The organism is Maritimibacter harenae (assembly GCF_009882975.1).
Taxonomy (GTDB): Bacteria; Pseudomonadota; Alphaproteobacteria; order Rhodobacterales; family Rhodobacteraceae; genus Maritimibacter; species Maritimibacter harenae.
In genome coordinates, this window is sequence record NZ_WTUX01000017.1 from 160305 (window position 1) to 176423 (window position 16119).

Sequence of the window (16119 nt, forward strand, 5' to 3'; positions counted from 1 at the left end):
GCACCGCCTGACCCCGCTTATTCCTCCAGCCGCGACACCACGACCGTGACCTCGGCCTTCTTGCCGATCTCGTCCTGGGTCACCTTGCGCGTGATGCGCCTCAGCTCGTCCTCGAGCTTGTCGTCGTCGCGCAGTGTCTTGTCGGCGGCGCGCATCAGGAACTGGTTCAGGTCCTCTTCCAGCACGTCCGCCAGCGGCGCGCGGCTCGTGCCGACCTCGGGCAGGCCCATGATCTCGACCCAGGGCTCGCCCAGCGGCGCGTCGTCCTCGAGGATGACATTGACGATGACGTGGCCGTTCAGCGCCATACGGATCCGGTCGCGCACGATGCCGTCGAGCGCCCCGATGATGACCTTGCCGTCGAGGTAGACGCGGTCCGCCTCCACGTGTTCGACCACGTGCGGGGTCGCCTTCGTCAGGTCCACCATCGCGCCGTTCACGGCCACGACCGACTGGAACCCGCCCTCCTTCGCGACCTTCGCATGTTCGCGCAGGTGACGGTGTTCGCCGTGCATCGGCACCACGGTTTCGGCCCCGACGATCCGGTGCATGCGCTCCAGGTCCGGGCGGTTGGCATGGCCCGAGACGTGGTAACGGTCGTCGTCGGACACGATGTCGACGCCCATCTCGGAAAAGGCGTTGAGGATGCGGATCACGCCGCGCTCGTTGCCCGGAATGGTCTTCGAGGAGAACAGGAACATGTCCCCTTCGTGCATCTCGAGGCCCAGGTACTTGCCCCGCGCGAGCTGCGCGGTGGCGGCGCGGCGTTCGCCCTGGCTGCCGGTGACGATCAGCATCAGGTTCTCGCGCGGGACGTCGCGGGCGTCCTCGGGGGGAATGGTCTTGGGGAAATCCTCGAGCACGCCGGTTTCGACCGCGGCCTCGATCATGCGGCGCATCGCCCGGCCCAGGAGGCAGACGGAGCGGCCCGCGGCCTGCCCCGCCTCCGCCAGCGTCTTCACCCGCGCCACGTTCGAGGCGAAGGTGGTCGCCACGACCATGTGCGGCGCGCCCGCGACCAGCTTCTCGATTTCCACGCCCAGGTCGCTCTCGGAGCGGCCCGGATGCATGGAAAAGACGTTCGTGGAATCGCACATGAAGGCGCGCACGCGGCCCGCCGTGGCCTCGCGCCACATGGCTTCGTCGAAGGCTTCACCGACCCCGGGCTCGAGGTCGATCTTGAAGTCGCCGGAATGGACGACGCGGCCCGCCGGCGTGTCGATGACGAGCCCCGCGCTTTCCGGGATCGAGTGGCTGATCGGCACGAAGGCCACCTTGAAGGGCCCCGCTTCGACCGTTTCCGGCCAGGGCTCCACGGTGAGCACCTCGTCGGGGTCCTGCCCCGCCTCTTCCATCTTGCGCCGCGCGTGGTTGGCCGTGAAGGCACGGGCATAGACCGGCGCGCGCAGCTCCGACCAGAGGCGGCCGACGGCGCCCACGTGGTCCTCGTGCGCATGGGTGATGAAGATCGCGTCCAGCCGGTCACGGTTCTCCACCAGCCACGTCATGTCGGCCATGATGAGGTCGACCCCTGGGGTGGTTTCCATGTCCGGGAAGGTCACGCCCAGATCCACGAGGATCAGGCGTTCCTGGCCCACGGGTCCGTAGCCGTAGACATAGGCGTTCATCCCGATCTCGCCGGCGCCCCCGAGGGGGACATAGATCAGACGGTTCTGGCTCATAGGTTGCCCTGTTCCTTGTTGTGTTCGTAAATGACCCTGAGCCCGTGCATGGTCAGGTTGTCCTCGAACCGGTCGAACACGGGCGCATGGCTCTGGAACAAGGGCGCAAGGCCCCCGGTTCCGATCACTTTCATGTCGCGGGCCCGTTCGTCCATGATCCGGCCCGAGATCTCCTTGATGAGGCCGACGTAGCCCCAGAAGATCCCCGACTGCATGCAGGCCACGGTATTGGTGCCGATCACCTTGTCCGGGTGCGTGATGTCGACATGCGGCAGCGCGGCCGCCGCCATGTGCAGCGCCTCGAGGCTCAGGTTCACGCCCGGCGCGATCACGCCGCCGATATAGGCCCCGTCGCTGTCGGCCACGTCGAAGGTCGTCGCGGTGCCGAAATCGACGATGATCAGGTCACCGCCGTACTGGCTGTAGCCGGCCACGGTGTTGACCAGCCGGTCGGGGCCCACCTGCGTGCCCGCGTCCACGCGCACGTCGATCGGCAGCAGGCAGTCGGGACGGCCCACCACGAGCGGGCGCAGGTTGAAGTAACGGTCGGTGAAGACGCGCAGGTTGAAGACCACGCGCGGCACCGTGGACGAGATGATGACCCCCTCCACGTCGGGTTCGATTCCGTGATGGCGGATCAGTGTCGAGAACCACACCCAGTAGGCATCGGCCGTGCGCTGATGCGCGGTCGAGGTCCTCAGCGTGCACAGCACGGTGTCGCCGTTCCACAGGGTGAAGACGGTATTGGTATTTCCACAGTCGATGGTGAGCAGCATCGCGCACCCCCTTGCCGGTCAGAAAAACACGTCCCCCGCAGCGATGCAGCGTTCGCCTTTCGGGGTTGATAGAACAAGCTGCCCGGTGGCGTCCACCGTGCGGAACGTGCCGGTGATCTCCTCGTTGGGCAGCCGCGCCGTCACCTGGTCGCCCAGCCGGGCGGCCCGGGCGAGCCATGCGGTGCGCAACGACTCGAACCCGTAGGTCGCGAGCTGGCCCTCCCAGCGGGCATAGGCGGGCGCGAGGGCCTCGAGGAAGTCCTCGGGGCTCACCGCCAGCCCCGTCTCGCCCATCAGGGAGACGGGCGGGAGCGCCCCGGGCTCGACCGCGTCGCCCCCCGGCGCATGGGCCAGGTTGACGCCGATCCCGATCGAAAGGCCGGTGAGCCGTCCGCGCGTCGTCAGGCTTTCAAGCAGGATGCCCGCCACCTTGCCGCCGTTCAGGAGCACGTCGTTGGGCCATTTGAGCGCGAAGGCGTCCGCGCGGCCGGTGAGCATGGTGAAGGCCTCGTCAAGCGCGAGCGCGGCCACGAAGGAGCGGAGCGCCGCGCTGTCCGGGTCATCGAGACGTGGCAGCACCAGGGTCGCCGCGAAATTTCCCGCGGGGTGGGCCCAGGCCCGGCCCCGGCGTCCGCGCGCCTGCGTCTGGTGCGTGGCGGTGATCCAGGTCGGCCCCGTCATCGCGCCCGCACGTGCCCGGCCCTCGTCCAGTGTGGACGTGACCTCGCCCAGGGGGAGGTAGCCGTAGCCCGGCGGCCAGGTGCCGCTCATCGGGCGCTCACCGGCATTGGGGCGTCACGAACGGGCGACGGGCGGCACTTCGGCCGCCCGGCCCCGGAAATGCCGCGCATTTCCGGCGCGAGGCCCGCGCCGGGCCCCGCCCCTGTCACGGGATCAATTGACAAGCGCCTGCGCCGCGGCGGCCGCCGCCGTGTCGATGCCGAAGAGGTTGATGACGCCCAGCACCATGATCGCGGCCGAGCCCATCAGCGCCACCCAGGCGGCTGGGGACATCGGCGCCTGCGCCTGGCCCTCGGTTTCGCCGAAGTACATGAAGTAGACGATCCGCAGGTAGTAGAACGCACCGATCACGGAGGCGATCACGCCGCCCACGGCAAGCCACGTCAGGCCCCCGTCCACGGCCGCGCGCAGCACGTAGAGCTTCCCGAAGAAGCCCACCATCGGCGGCACGCCCGCGAGCGAGAAGAGAAGCACAAGCATCGCCAGCGCCTTGAGCGGTTCGGCCTTCGCGAACTGGTTCAGCGACGCGATCTCGACCACCGGCTTGCCGTCGCGCTCCATCGACATGATGAAGGCGAAGGTGCCCACGTTCATGGTCAGGTAGATCGCCATGTAGACCAGCATCGCCTCGACGCCGATCGCGGTGCCCGCCGCGAGTCCCATGAGCGCGAAGCCCATGTGCGCGATGGACGAGTAGGCCATCAGGCGCTTGATGTTGGTCTGACCGATCGCCGCGATCGCGCCCAGGAACATCGACAGCACCGACATCAGCGCGATGATCTGCTGCCAGTCGCCCACGGCGCCGCCGAAGGCGTCGAAGAGCACGCGGGCGAAGAGCCCCATCGCGGCCAGTTTCGGCGCGGTGGCGAAGAAGGCGGTGACCGGCGTCGGCGCGCCTTCGTAGACGTCCGGCGTCCACATGTGGAACGGCACCGCGGACACCTTGAAGGCCAGACCGGCGGAGACGAAAACGAGCCCCACGAGCAGGCCGAGCCCGATTTCACCATCCGAAGCCGCGCCGATGATGCCCGAGAAGAGCGTCGTGCCGGCGTAGCCGTAGACAAGCGAGGCGCCGTAGAGCAGCAGGCCCGAGGACAGCGCGCCCAGCACGAAGTACTTCATGCCGGCTTCCGTCGACTTCACGCTTTCGCGGTTCATCGCGGCCACCACGTAGAGCGCGAGCGATTGCAGCTCCAGCCCCATGTAGAGCGCCATCAGGTCGCCCGCCGACACCATCATCATCATGCCCACGGTGGCGAGCGCGATGAGGAGCGGGTACTCGAAGCGGCCCAGCCCCCGGCGCGCCACGGCCTCCTGACCGGCCAGGAGCACGGCGGCGGCGGCGATCAGGATCGCCACCTTGGCGAAGCGGGCGAAGGGGTCGGCGATGAACATGCCGCCGAAAGCCTCGCCCATCGTGGCGTTGCCCGTGCCGATCCACAGCGCGAGCGCGGCCATGATCGCGGCGGTGAGCCAGGTGATCGGGCCGGTGAGGTTGTCCTTGCCGGTATAGACCGCGCCGACCAGCGCGAGCATCGCATAGACCGCGAGGATCAGTTCCGGAAAGATGGTCTGAAGATCAGTCGTCATGGTCCCGTCCTCAATGCGCTGCGGCCTGGGCCACTTCCGTGGCCGTGCCATCCGCGGGCAGCGCCGCGTGATATTGGTTCAGAAGGTTCTCGACGCTCGGCCCGATGATGTCGGTCACGAGGCTCGGATAGACGCCGAGGATCAGGGTCATCGCCACCAGCGGGGCGAAGATCCATTTCTCGCGGCTCGTCATGTCGGTGATCGCCTTCAGGCTCTCCTTGATCAGGTCGCCCATCACCACCCGGCGATAGAGCCAGAGCGCGTAGGCGGCCGAGAAGATCACGCCGGTCGTTGCGACCGCGGCGACCCAGGTGTTGGCCTGGAACATGCCGACGAGCGTCAGGAATTCACCCACGAAGCCCGAGGTGCCCGGCAGGCCCACGTTGGCCATCGTGAAGAACATGAAGATCAGCGCGTAGGCCGGCATCCGGTTCACGAGCCCGCCGTAGGCGTCGATCTCGCGGGTGTGCATCCGGTCGTAGATCACGCCCACGCAGAGGAAGAGCGCGCCGGAGATGAAGCCGTGGCTGATCATCTGGAAGATCGCGCCATCGACGCCCTGCTGGTTGGCCGCGAAGATACCGGCGGTCACGTAGCCCATGTGCGCGACGGAGGAATAGGCGATGAGCTTCTTCATGTCCTCCTGCACGAGTGCCACCAGCGACGTGTAGACGATCGCGATCGCCGACAGCCACAGCACGAAGGTGCCCATCACGTCCGCCCCGACCGGGAACATCGGCAAGGAGAAGCGCAGGAAGCCGTAGCCGCCCATCTTAAGCAGGATCGCCGCCAGCACGACCGAGCCCGCGGTCGGCGCCTGCACGTGCGCGTCGGGAAGCCAGGTATGGACCGGCCACATCGGCATCTTCACCGCGAACGAGGCGAAGAAGGCGATGAACAGCATCGTCTGCGCCCCGCCGACCACGGTGATCCCGAGTATGCGCAGGGTGTTCGAATCGAAGGCGTGGTTCAGGAGCGTCGGGATGTCCGTCGTCCCGGCCTCGAAGTACATGTAGACCATCGCCACCAGCATCAGCACCGAGCCGAGGAAGGTGTAGAGGAAGAACTTGAACGCCGCGTAGATGCGCTCCTTGCCGCCCCAGATGCCGATGATCAGGAACATCGGGATCAGGCCCGCCTCGAAGAACAGGTAGAACAGGACCAGGTCCAGCGCCATGAAGACGCCCAGCATGAGCGTTTCCAGCACGAGGAAGGCGATCATGTATTCCTTCACCCGCGTGGTCACGTTCCAGCAGGCCGCGATGGTGAGCGGCATGAGGAAGGTCGTGAGCATCACGAACAGGACCGAGATCCCGTCGACCCCCATCTTGTAGCTCATCCCCATCAGCCAGTCGGCCTCTTCCACGAACTGGAAACCCGTGTTCGAGGGGTCGAAGCCGAACAGCACGCCCAGCGAGATCAGGAAGGTCGCCGTGGTCGCGGCCAGCGCCAGCCACTTGGCGTTGCGCTGCGCCGCCGGATCGTCACCGCGCAGGAACAGCGCGAGGATCAGCGCCGCGACGAGCGGCAGGAAGGTAATGATGGAAAGCAGGTTGTTCATCAGTTCGCACCGCCGGTCAGCGTCATGAGGGTCACGAAGGCGACGATGCCGAGCACCATCGCGAAGGCGTAGGTGAAGAGGTAGCCGGACTGCCAGCGCCCCGCGAGCTTGGTGAACCAGGGCACGATGCCCATCGACAGGCCGTTGATCGCCCCGTCGATGGTCGCCCCGTCACCGCGCTTCCACAGGAAGCGGCCGATGGCCTTGGCGGGCCGCACGAAGACGTAGTCGTAGATCTCGTCGAAGTACCACTTGTTCAGCAGGAACTGGTAGAGATGCGGCTGGTTCTCGGCCAGGCGCTTGGGCAGCGCCGGGTTCACGATGTAGAAGACATAGGCCGTGATGAGACCGATCAGCATCGCGATGAACGGCGAGATCTTCACCCAGGTCGGCGCATGGTGCGCGTCGTCGATCACGTGGTTTTCGGGACCGAAGAAGACCGCGCCGCCCGCATAATCTGCCGCGTGGGCCGCGTCCGCCGCACCCTCCATGCCGTGGCTGTCGGTGGGTTCGGTCACCGCCTCGCCGGCGCCTTCGACATCGCCCTCGGCCAGTTCCTCGACCGCCTCGCCGACGCCCTCGCCGTGATCCGCGGTGGCCGCGGCGTGGCTGTCGGGGATCCCGAAGAACCGGTTGATCGAAGCGTGGTCGCCGAAGAACGAACCGTACCAGACCATGCCCGAGAAGATCGCGCCGATCGCCAGGACACCCAGCGGAATGGTCATGACGCTCGGGCTTTCATGCGCGTGGTCGTGCGTGTGCTTGTCGCCACGCGGCGTGCCCCAGAAGGTCAGGAACATCAGGCGCCAGGAGTAGAAGCTGGTGAAGAGCGCCGCGATCACGAGGAGCCAGAAGGCCACGCCGCCCGCGGTGCCCGCATAGGCGCTCTCGATGATGGCGTCCTTCGACAGGAAGCCCGCGAAGCCGATGTGGGTCAGCGGAATGCCGACACCCGTGATCGCGAGCGTGCCGATCAGCATCGCCCAGAAGGTCAGCGGCATCTTGGTGCGCAGACCGCCGTAATTGCGCATGTCCTGCTCGTGGTGCATCCCGTGGATGACCGAACCCGCGCCCAGGAAGAGCATCGCCTTGAAGAAGGCGTGGGTCAGCAGGTGGAACATCGCCACCGGGTAGGCGCCGACGCCCGCGGCCACGAACATGTATCCCAGCTGCGAACAGGTCGAGTAGGCGATCACGCGCTTGATGTCGTTCTGCACCAGGCCCACGGTCGCCGCGAAGAACGCGGTGATCGCGCCGATGCCGACCACGACCGACAGCGCCCAGGGGGCGTATTCCATCAGCGGCGACATGCGGCAGACAAGGAAGACCCCCGCGGTGACCATCGTCGCGGCGTGGATCAGCGCCGACACCGGGGTCGGGCCTTCCATCGCGTCCGGCAGCCAGGTGTGCAGCAGGAGTTGGGCCGATTTGCCCATCGCGCCGATGAACAGCAGGAAGGCGATCAGGTTCGCCGCGTTCCAGTCGCGCCACAGGAAGGTGATGTCCGTCTCGGCCAGCGACGGCGCGGCCGCGAAGATCTCGTCCAGCTGGATCGAGTCGGTGAGAAAGAAGAGCCCCATGATCCCCAGCGCGAAGCCGAAGTCGCCCACGCGGTTCACGATGAAGGCCTTCATCGCCGCGGCGTTGGCGGACGGCTTGCGGAAGTAGAAGCCGATCAGGAGGTAGGAGGCGACGCCCACGCCCTCCCAGCCAAAGAACATCTGCAGCAGGTTGTCCGACGTCACCAGCATGAGCATCGCGAAGGTGAAGAAGCTCAGGTAGGCGAAGAACCGGGGGCGGTAGCTCTCGTTCTCCGAGAACTGGGCGTCATGGGCCATGTAGCCCATCGAGTAGAGGTGGACGAGGCTCGACACCGTGGTGACGACGATCAGCATGATCGAGGTCAGCCGGTCCAGCCGGATCGACCAGTCGGTCGACAGCGTCCCGCTTTCCACCCATCGCATGATCTGGACGTGCTGCGTCTGGGCCGGGTCGTGCGTCAGGAAGACGATCCACGACAGGACCGCGGCCAGGAACAGGAGCGCGGTGGTCACGACCTGCGCGCCCTTGTCGCCGATGATCCGGTGGCCGAAGCCCGCGATGATGGCGCCGATCAGGGGCGCGAAGAGGATGATGGTGGTCATGGTCCGTCAGCCTTTCATCACGTTGACGTCTTCGACCGCGATGGTGCCGCGGTTGCGGAAGAACGAAACAAGGATGGCAAGGCCGATGGCCGCTTCGGCGGCCGCGACCGTGAGCACGAACAGCGTGAACACCTGCCCGACCAGGTCGCCGAGATAGGACGAAAAGGCCACCAGGTTGATGTTGACCGACAGCAGCATAAGCTCGATCGACATCAACAGGATGATCACGTTCTTGCGGTTCAGGAAAAGACCGAAGATGCCGATGACGAAGAGTGCCCCCGCCAGTCCCAGGTAATGTTCAAGTCCTACCATCTTGTCCCTCTGGGCCTTCGCCCTTGGTTTGTTTGACCGGGCCTCGGGGGCCCTTGGTTCCCCCGGGCGGTCCCCCGCCCGGATCGTTCTCGCGCTCAGCCGCGGGTCAGAGCCCCTGCCCCGGCTTCACGTCGCGCAGTTCCATCGCCTTGGCCGGATCGCGGTACATCTGTGCCAGCACGTCCTGGCGCTTGATGTCCTTGCGGTGGCGCAGCGTCAGCGTGATCGCCCCGATCATCGCCACCAGCAGGATCAGGCCCGCCAGTTGGAAGAGCAGGAAGTAGTCGTCGTAGATCAGCATCCCGAGCGCCGCGGTATTCTCCACCTCGGCGACATCCGGCGTGATCGCGGCGCGCGCGGCTTCGGCCCCGTCCGCGAACTGCCAGGAGCCGTAGATCAGGCCCATCTGCATCAACAGGACCACGGCGATCAGAAGCGCCAGCGGCATGTACTTTGCCATGCCCGCCTTGAGCTCGGCGAAGTCGACATCGAGCATCATGACCACGAACAGGAAGAGCACGGCCACCGCGCCCACGTAGACGATCATCAGAAGCATCGCGATGAATTCGGCCCCGAGAAGCACGAACAACCCCGCCGACCCGATGAAGGCCGAGATCAGCCAGAGCACCGAGTGCACCGGGTTGCGGGCCATCACGGTGAAAAGGCCGCCGACCAGCGTGGTCAGCGCGAAAACGTAGAATGCGAAATCGGCAACGCTCATGCGTCGTCCTCCTCGTCGTGTTCGGCAAAGACGCCCTGCGCGAGCGCTAATGCCTTGTTCATGGCCGGAATGCCACCCAGCATCGACATCTGGTAGATGACTTCCGCGATTTCCTTTTTCGTGGCGCCCGCCTCGATGAGGTGGCGCACGGTGTACTTGATCTGCGGCTCGGCGGTCGCGCCCACGGCGACGAGGCCGGCGAGCGTGATCATGAGCCGCGTCTTCGCGTCCAGCCCGTCCTTGTTGAAGGAATTGCCGAACATCGCCTCCATCCAGTCGCGCGGCATGGTCGGCATGAGCTTCTCGAAGCCCTCGGGCGTGTAATCCTCCAGCGCGGGGTTGAAGGCTTTCACCATCGCGGTCCCCTGCTGCATCATCTGGGCGTACATCCGGGCGAAATCGTTCATCTGAGCCTCCTGCGCAGATCGTTGAGCGCGGCGACCCAGTCCGACTGGTGGTCCCCTTGGGTCCAGGCCTCGTGCAGTACGGAATTCTCCGAGATCAGGCGTTCGAGCGCGGCACGCGCCCGGCCCTTGGGATCGGCCATCGCGCGCACGTCGGACCCGTGGGCGTTGAGCGTGGCGAGCTGGTCGGAGTTGATCTCTTCCGGCAGGTCGCCGCAGGCCACCGCGACCACTTCGGCCGCCGCGCGCGCCCGCGCGCCTTCGTCCCGCTCGAGAACCTCGGTCACCGGGCGACCGGCCGCCGTGTCGAGGGCGTCGGCCACGGCGCTGGCCCCGGAGGTGGCGTAGTCGCCCTCCAGCCAGTTCACCGAGGCGGTGTCCTCGAACACGTCTGCGCCCTGTGCGCCCATTCTCGTCCTTCTCCTTACCGGTACGGAGCGTCCAGCTCGAGGTTGCGGGCGATCTCGGCTTCCCACCGGTCGCCGTTCTCCAGGAGCTTCTGCTTGTCGTAGAACAGCTCTTCCCGGGTCTCGGTCGCGAATTCGAAATTCGGACCCTCGACGATCGCATCCACCGGACAGGCTTCCTGGCAGAAGCCGCAGTAGATGCACTTCGTCATGTCGATGTCGTAGCGCGTGGTGCGGCGCGAGCCGTCGTCACGCGGTTCCGCGTCGATGGTGATGGCCTGCGCCGGGCAGATCGCCTCGCACAGCTTGCAGGCGATGCAACGCTCTTCCCCGTTGGGGTAGCGGCGCAGCGCGTGCTCGCCACGGAAGCGGGGCGACAGCGGCCCCTTTTCGTGCGGGTAGTTCAGCGTCGCCTTCGGTTTGAAGAAGTACTTGATGCCCAGCTGGAAGCCTTTGATCCAGTCGGTGAGCAGGAAGTATTTCGCCGCGCGGGTGTAGTCGAGTGCCATGATTAACCTCCGACGGTCCAGCGCGCGTAGGTGCCCCAGAACGCGCCGTATTGAGCAAAGAACGCCACCAGCACGACCCAGATCAGCGACAGCGGCAGGAACACTTTCCAGCCGATACGCATGAGCTGGTCATAGCGGTAGCGGGGGGTGATGGCCTTCACCAGCGCGAAGATGGTGAAGAAGAAGAACATCTTGCCGACGAACCACAGCGCGCCGTCCGGGATGCCCTCGATCGGGGACAGCCAGCCGCCGAAGAAGAGCAGCGACACCAGCGCGCACATCAGCACGATCGCCACGTATTCGCCGATCATGAAGAGCAGGAAGGGCGTCGAGGAATATTCCACCTGGTAGCCCGCGACGAGCTCCGATTCCGCTTCCGGAAGGTCGAAGGGCGGGCGGTTCGTCTCGGCCATCGCCGAGATCAGGAACAGGAACACCATCGGGAAGTGCGGCAGCCAGTACCAGCTGAAGATCCCGGCCCCGTCCTGCGCGCGCACGATGTCGCCGAAGTTCATCGACCCCGTGGAGATGATCACGCCGATGATGATCAGGCCGATCGACACCTCGTAGGAGATCATCTGCGCAGCGGACCGGAGCGAGCCCAGGAACGGGTATTTCGAGTTCGACGCCCAGCCGCCCATGATGACGCCGTAGACCTCGAGCGAAGAGACCGCGAAGACGAAGAGGATCGCGACGTTCACGTCGGCCAGCACCCAGCGGTCGTTGAACGGGATCACCGACCAGGCGATCATGGCGAGCACGAAGCTCAGCATCGGGGCCAGGAAGAAGACGAACTTGTCCGCCCCTGCCGGTACCACGATCTCCTTGAGCACGTATTTCAGGAAGTCCGCGAAGGACTGAAGCAGGCCGAAAGCGCCCACCACGTTCGGGCCGCGGCGCAGCTGCACGGCCGCCCAGACCTTGCGGTCGTAGTAGAGCAGGAAGGCCAGTGCGACCAGCAGCGGGACCACGACAAGGAGCACCTGCCCCACGATGGTCAGCGCGATCCCAAGGTTGGTCGTCGTGAAGAATTCATACATCAGCGTCTTGCCTCAGATCGTCGGTATTCCGTTTTCCTCGCAGGCCGCGACGACGACTTCCGCGTCGATCGTGGCCAATCCGTCGGGGAGCGCGTCGGAGATCACGTAAGTGGCGTCCCCTTCCCACACTTCGCCGCGTTTATCCACCGCCGTTCGCACGTGGCGGGCAAATCCGTAGCCGCGGATCAGCGCATAGCGCGCCGCGGCGCATTCCGCATAGCGCGCAACGTCGGCATTGCCGCGCGCGCCGGTCATCTCCACGTCGAAAGCGACGAGATCACCGTCCAGAAGCCGCGTGCCGATGCCGAGGTATTCGGGCGCATAGGGCGTGGTCGCGCGCTCGGCGCTGGCCACCGCCCGGCTCACCTCGGCGTCCTGGCTGCAGGCCGCGAGCGCGGCCACCGCCGCGCCCAGATATGCCACGCGGGCGATCACTCGGCCGCCACCGGCGTCTCGCGGCGCGCCTTGGCCATCGCCGACAGCTCGGCCATGACTTCCGAGGCGCGGGCGATCGGGTTGGTGAGGTAGTGGTCGGCGATCGCCAGCTTGAACGTGGCCTTGCCCGGCGCTTTCACCTCGAGCGGCTGCCATTCGTTCTCCGGCACCGTGTCGACCTGGGCCAGGTGCGGCACGGCCTCGACCATCGCGCGGCGCAGGCCGGCTTGCGTGTCCCAGGGCTGCGTCGCGTCCATCTCGGCCGACAGCGCCCGAAGGATCGCCCAGTTCTCTTTTCCTTCGCCCGGCGGGAACGAGGCGCGCAGTGCAAGCTGCGGGCGGCCCTCGGTGTTCACGAACAGGCCCGATTCCTCGGTATAGGCCGCACCCGGCAGGATGATGTCGGCGCGGTGCGCGCCGCGGTCGCCGTGGCTGCCCATGTAGATCACGGTCGGGCCGGCTTCGATGTCGACCTCGTCGGCGCCCAGGTTGAAGATCACCTCGGCCCCTTCGGTCGCGGCTTTCATGCCGCCGTCGGTCGTGGCGTCCACGTCCATCGCGCCCACGCGGCCCGCGGCGGTGTGCAGCACCAGGAGCTTGCTGTTGGAGCGTTCGGCCGCCTTCATCGCCTGGCTCAGCACGGCTTCGCCGTCGGCTTCGTTCAGCGCGCCCTGGCCCACGATGATGATCGAGTTCTTGCCCGTCACGTCGCCGAAGTCGTAATCGGCGAGCTTGAGCAGCGCGGCGCGGTCGTCGCCCATCGAGCTGTATTCGTAGGTCAGGTCGCCCGACACGCCGATGGCGCCCACCTCGGCGCCCTTGAGCCACGCCTTGCGGATGCGCGCGTTCAGGACCGGTGCCTCGTCACGCGGGTTGGTACCGATGAGCATGATGTACTCGGCGCTGTCGATCTCTTCGATCGCGGCGTTGCCGACATAGGCCGACCGGTTGCCCGCGGGCAGCTTCGCGCCGTCCACGCGGCATTCGACCGTGCCGCCCTGCCCCTCGATCAGCTGCTTGAGGCTGAAGGCCACTTCCGTCGAAACGAGATCGCCGATGAGACCCGTGACCTTCTTGCCCTTCATCGCCTCGGCCGCGGCCGAGAGCGCCTCGGGCCAGGTGGCGGGCTTGAGCTTCCCGTCCCGGCGCACGTAGGGGCGGTCGAGCCGCTGGCGGCGCAGGCCGTCCCACACGAAGCGCGTCTTGTCGGAAATCCATTCCTCGTTCACGCCGTCATGGTTGCGCGGCAGGATGCGCATCACTTCGCGGCCCTTGGAATCCACCCGGACGTTGGAGCCGAGCGCGTCCATCACGTCGATGGTCTCGGTCTTGGTCAGCTCCCACGGACGCGCCTGGTAGGCATAGGGCTTCGACGTCAGCGCGCCCACCGGGCACAGGTCGATGATATTGCCCTGAAGGTTCGAATCCAGCGTCTGGTTGAGGTAGCTGGTGATCTCCGCATCCTCGCCGCGACCGGTCTGGCCCATCTGGTGAATGCCCGCGACTTCCGTCGTGAAGCGTACGCAGCGGGTGCAGGAGATGCAGCGCGTCATCTGCGTCGACACCAGCGGTCCGAGGTCCAGATCCTCGGTCGCCCGCTTGGGTTCGCGGTAGCGGCTGAAATCCACGCCATAGGCCATCGCCTGGTCCTGAAGGTCGCATTCGCCGCCCTGGTCGCAGATCGGGCAGTCCAGCGGGTGGTTGATGAGCAGGAACTCCATCACCCCTTCGCGGGCCTTCTTGACCATCGGGCTGTTGGTCTTGACGACCGGCGGTTCCCCCTCGGGTCCCGGGCGCAGGTCCTTGACCTGCATTGCGCAGGAGGCGGCGGGCTTGGGCGGGCCGCCCACGACCTCGACCAGGCACATCCGGCAGTTGCCCGCGATCGACAGCCGTTCATGGTAGCAGAAGCGCGGCACCTCGATCCCCGCCTGCTCACAGGCCTGGATCAGGGTCATCGCCCCGTCCACCTCGATCTCGTTTCCGTCGATGACGATTTTCTTCAGATCGCTCATGCGTCTCTCACTCATCCTGCCGGAACCCCGGCTGTCTTCGAATTCCCAATCAGGCCCTAGTCGCAGATCTCCGAGAAGATCACCTTCCCGTCCTCGATCACGACCCCGTCGCCGTAGATCGTGTCGCGGCGGAATTGCGGGTTCTCCGCGCAATAGGCCTTGGCGACGCCGCGCGCCGCCAGAATGTCGTCCGCGACCAGCATCGTGCCGTCCGCCCGGGCGACCGTGATCTGCGGTGCGCCCACTTCGGGGCCGGCGGTGCCGCTGGCATCGCGCCAGAGCCCGTTGGCCCGGTATTCCACCACGTAGTCGACCCCGCCCGCGCTCATCACGTCGCTGTCCTGCGCCGCCGCACCGACCGCGTCGGCCGGACGCTCGGGCGTCGTCCGCGCGCTCACGCGGTCGATCACCGCGCAACCCGACAGCGCGAGTGCCGCGCCGACGAAAAGGATATGCGACAGGCGGATCACCGGGTCACTCGGCCGCCACGGCCGCCGAGATCCGGCCGGTCTTCTGCGCCTTGATGCGATCCTCGATCTCCCCGCGGAAGTTCTTGATCAGGCCCTGGATCGGCCAGGCCGCGGCATCGCCGAGCGCACAGATCGTGTGGCCCTCGACCTGCTTGGTCACGTCGAACAGCATGTCGATTTCCTCGAGCTCCGCCTCGCCGCGCACAAGCCGGTCCATGACCCGCATCATCCAGCCGGTGCCTTCACGGCACGGCGTGCACTGGCCGCAGCTTTCGTGCTTGTAGAACTTCGACAGCCGCCAGATCGCCTTCACGATGTCGGTCGACTTGTCCATCACGATCACCGCCGCGGTCCCCAGGCCCGAGCCCAGCTCGCCGCGCAGGTAGTCGAAATCCATGATCGCGTCGCGCATGTTGTCGCCGCGCACGCAAGGCACGGAAGAGCCGCCCGGGATCACCGCGAGCAGGTTGTCCCAGCCGCCCCGGATGCCGCCGCAATGCTTGTCGATCAGTTCCTCGAACGAGATCGACATCGCTTCCTCGACGACGCAGGGCTGGTTCACGTGGCCCGACACGGCGAAGAGCTTGGTGCCCGCGTTGTTGGCGCGCCCGAAGCCCGCGAACCATTCCGGCCCGCGGCGCAGGATGGTCGGCACCACCGCGATCGACTCCACGTTGTTCACCGTGGTGGGGCAACCGTAAAGGCCCGCGCCCGCCGGGAACGGCGGCTTCATGCGCGGCATGCCCTTCTTGCCCTCGAGGCTTTCGAGCAGCGCGGTTTCCTCGCCACAGATGTAGGCGCCGGCGCCGTGGTGCAGGTAGAGATCGAAATCCCAGCCCGACCCGGCCGCGTTCTTGCCCAGCAGGCCCGCGTCATACGCCTCGTCGATCGCCGCCTGCAGCGCCTCGCGCTCGCGGATGTATTCGCCACGGATGTAGATGTAGCAGGCATGCGCGTTCATCGCGAAGGACGCGATCAGGCAGCCCTCGATCAGCGTGTGCGGATCGTGGCGCATGATCTCGCGGTCCTTGCAGGTGCCCGGCTCGGATTCGTCCGCGTTCACCACAAGGTAGGCCGGGCGCCCGTCCGATTCCTTGGGCATGAACGACCACTTGAGGCCGGTCGGAAAGCCCGCGCCGCCCCGGCCCCGGAGCCCGGAGGCCTTCATCTGGTCCACGATCCAGTCACGGCCCTTCTCGATGATGCCGGCCGTCCCGTCCCAGTGCCCGCGCTTCTTGGCGCCGGCAAGGGTGCGGTCGTGCATCCCGTAGAGGTTCGTGAAGATCCGATCCTGATCCTTCAGCATGCCTGT

Annotated in this window: 16 protein-coding genes; all 16 read right to left on the reverse strand. The window is 66.4% G+C overall.

The genetic code is table 11. The annotated features are described in order from the left end of the window. Window positions 1-17: 17 nt before the first annotated feature. The gene (locus tag GQE99_RS13210; RefSeq protein WP_161352101.1) at window positions 18-1682 is read right to left on the reverse strand and encodes a ribonuclease J; all 1665 of its coding nucleotides are present in this window, start codon (window positions 1680-1682) and stop codon (window positions 18-20) included. Then, window positions 1679-2458, reverse strand: coding sequence for a type III pantothenate kinase (locus tag GQE99_RS13215; protein WP_161352102.1), 780 nt, complete (start codon window positions 2456-2458; stop codon window positions 1679-1681). Before GQE99_RS13215 ends, GQE99_RS13210 begins: the two co-directional genes overlap by 4 nt. An 18-nt stretch (window positions 2459-2476) precedes the next feature. Then, window positions 2477-3229 carry a biotin--[acetyl-CoA-carboxylase] ligase gene (locus GQE99_RS13220; RefSeq protein WP_161352103.1) on the reverse strand — a complete coding sequence of 251 codons (753 nt, stop codon included), beginning with the start codon at window positions 3227-3229 and terminating at the stop codon, window positions 2477-2479. A 123-nt stretch (window positions 3230-3352) separates the two neighbouring features. Further along, a complete protein-coding gene (gene nuoN, locus GQE99_RS13225) occupies window positions 3353-4789 on the reverse strand; it encodes an NADH-quinone oxidoreductase subunit NuoN (protein WP_161352104.1) in 1437 nt (478 codons plus the stop codon). Between the two features lie 10 nt (window positions 4790-4799). Further along, the gene (locus GQE99_RS13230; RefSeq protein ID WP_161352105.1) at window positions 4800-6350 is read right to left on the reverse strand and encodes an NADH-quinone oxidoreductase subunit M; all 1551 of its coding nucleotides are present in this window, start codon (window positions 6348-6350) and stop codon (window positions 4800-4802) included. Continuing rightward, window positions 6350-8494: an NADH-quinone oxidoreductase subunit L gene (gene nuoL / locus GQE99_RS13235; protein ID WP_161352106.1), complete on the reverse strand. Its 2145-nt coding sequence runs from the start codon at window positions 8492-8494 to the stop codon at window positions 6350-6352. Before nuoL ends, GQE99_RS13230 begins: the two co-directional genes overlap by 1 nt. A gap of 6 nt (window positions 8495-8500) precedes the next feature. Further along, on the reverse strand, window positions 8501-8806 hold the full coding sequence (nuoK, locus tag GQE99_RS13240) for an NADH-quinone oxidoreductase subunit NuoK (RefSeq protein WP_161352107.1): 306 nt from the start codon (window positions 8804-8806) through the stop codon (window positions 8501-8503). Between the two features lie 106 nt (window positions 8807-8912). Then, window positions 8913-9527, reverse strand: a complete 615-nt coding sequence (locus GQE99_RS13245) for an NADH-quinone oxidoreductase subunit J (protein WP_161352108.1) — start codon at window positions 9525-9527, stop codon at window positions 8913-8915. After that, on the reverse strand, window positions 9524-9934 hold the full coding sequence (locus GQE99_RS13250; RefSeq protein WP_161352109.1) for a carboxymuconolactone decarboxylase family protein: 411 nt from the start codon (window positions 9932-9934) through the stop codon (window positions 9524-9526). The genes GQE99_RS13245 and GQE99_RS13250 overlap by 4 nt, the downstream gene beginning before the upstream one ends. Beyond that, a complete protein-coding gene (locus tag GQE99_RS13255) occupies window positions 9931-10341 on the reverse strand; it encodes a DUF4259 domain-containing protein (RefSeq protein ID WP_161352110.1) in 411 nt (136 codons plus the stop codon). The genes GQE99_RS13250 and GQE99_RS13255 overlap by 4 nt, the downstream gene beginning before the upstream one ends. A 14-nt stretch (window positions 10342-10355) precedes the next feature. Beyond that, window positions 10356-10850: an NADH-quinone oxidoreductase subunit NuoI gene (nuoI, locus tag GQE99_RS13260; RefSeq protein WP_161352377.1), complete on the reverse strand. Its 495-nt coding sequence runs from the start codon at window positions 10848-10850 to the stop codon at window positions 10356-10358. Next, window positions 10850-11887 carry an NADH-quinone oxidoreductase subunit NuoH gene (gene nuoH / locus GQE99_RS13265; RefSeq protein ID WP_161352111.1) on the reverse strand — a complete coding sequence of 346 codons (1038 nt, stop codon included), beginning with the start codon at window positions 11885-11887 and terminating at the stop codon, window positions 10850-10852. Before nuoH ends, nuoI begins: the two co-directional genes overlap by 1 nt. A gap of 12 nt (window positions 11888-11899) precedes the next feature. Beyond that, entirely contained in the window at window positions 11900-12319 is a 420-nt protein-coding gene (locus tag GQE99_RS13270) for a hypothetical protein (protein WP_407943798.1), read from the reverse strand. Then, window positions 12319-14337: an NADH-quinone oxidoreductase subunit NuoG gene (nuoG, locus tag GQE99_RS13275; RefSeq protein WP_161352113.1), complete on the reverse strand. Its 2019-nt coding sequence runs from the start codon at window positions 14335-14337 to the stop codon at window positions 12319-12321. Before nuoG ends, GQE99_RS13270 begins: the two co-directional genes overlap by 1 nt. A 56-nt stretch (window positions 14338-14393) precedes the next feature. Next, window positions 14394-14807 (reverse strand): hypothetical protein, encoded by a 414-nt coding sequence (locus GQE99_RS13280; protein WP_161352114.1) that lies wholly within the window; start codon window positions 14805-14807, stop codon window positions 14394-14396. A gap of 4 nt (window positions 14808-14811) precedes the next feature. Continuing rightward, window positions 14812-16113 (reverse strand): NADH-quinone oxidoreductase subunit NuoF, encoded by a 1302-nt coding sequence (nuoF, locus tag GQE99_RS13285; protein ID WP_161352115.1) that lies wholly within the window; start codon window positions 16111-16113, stop codon window positions 14812-14814. Window positions 16114-16119: the final 6 nt, after the last annotated feature.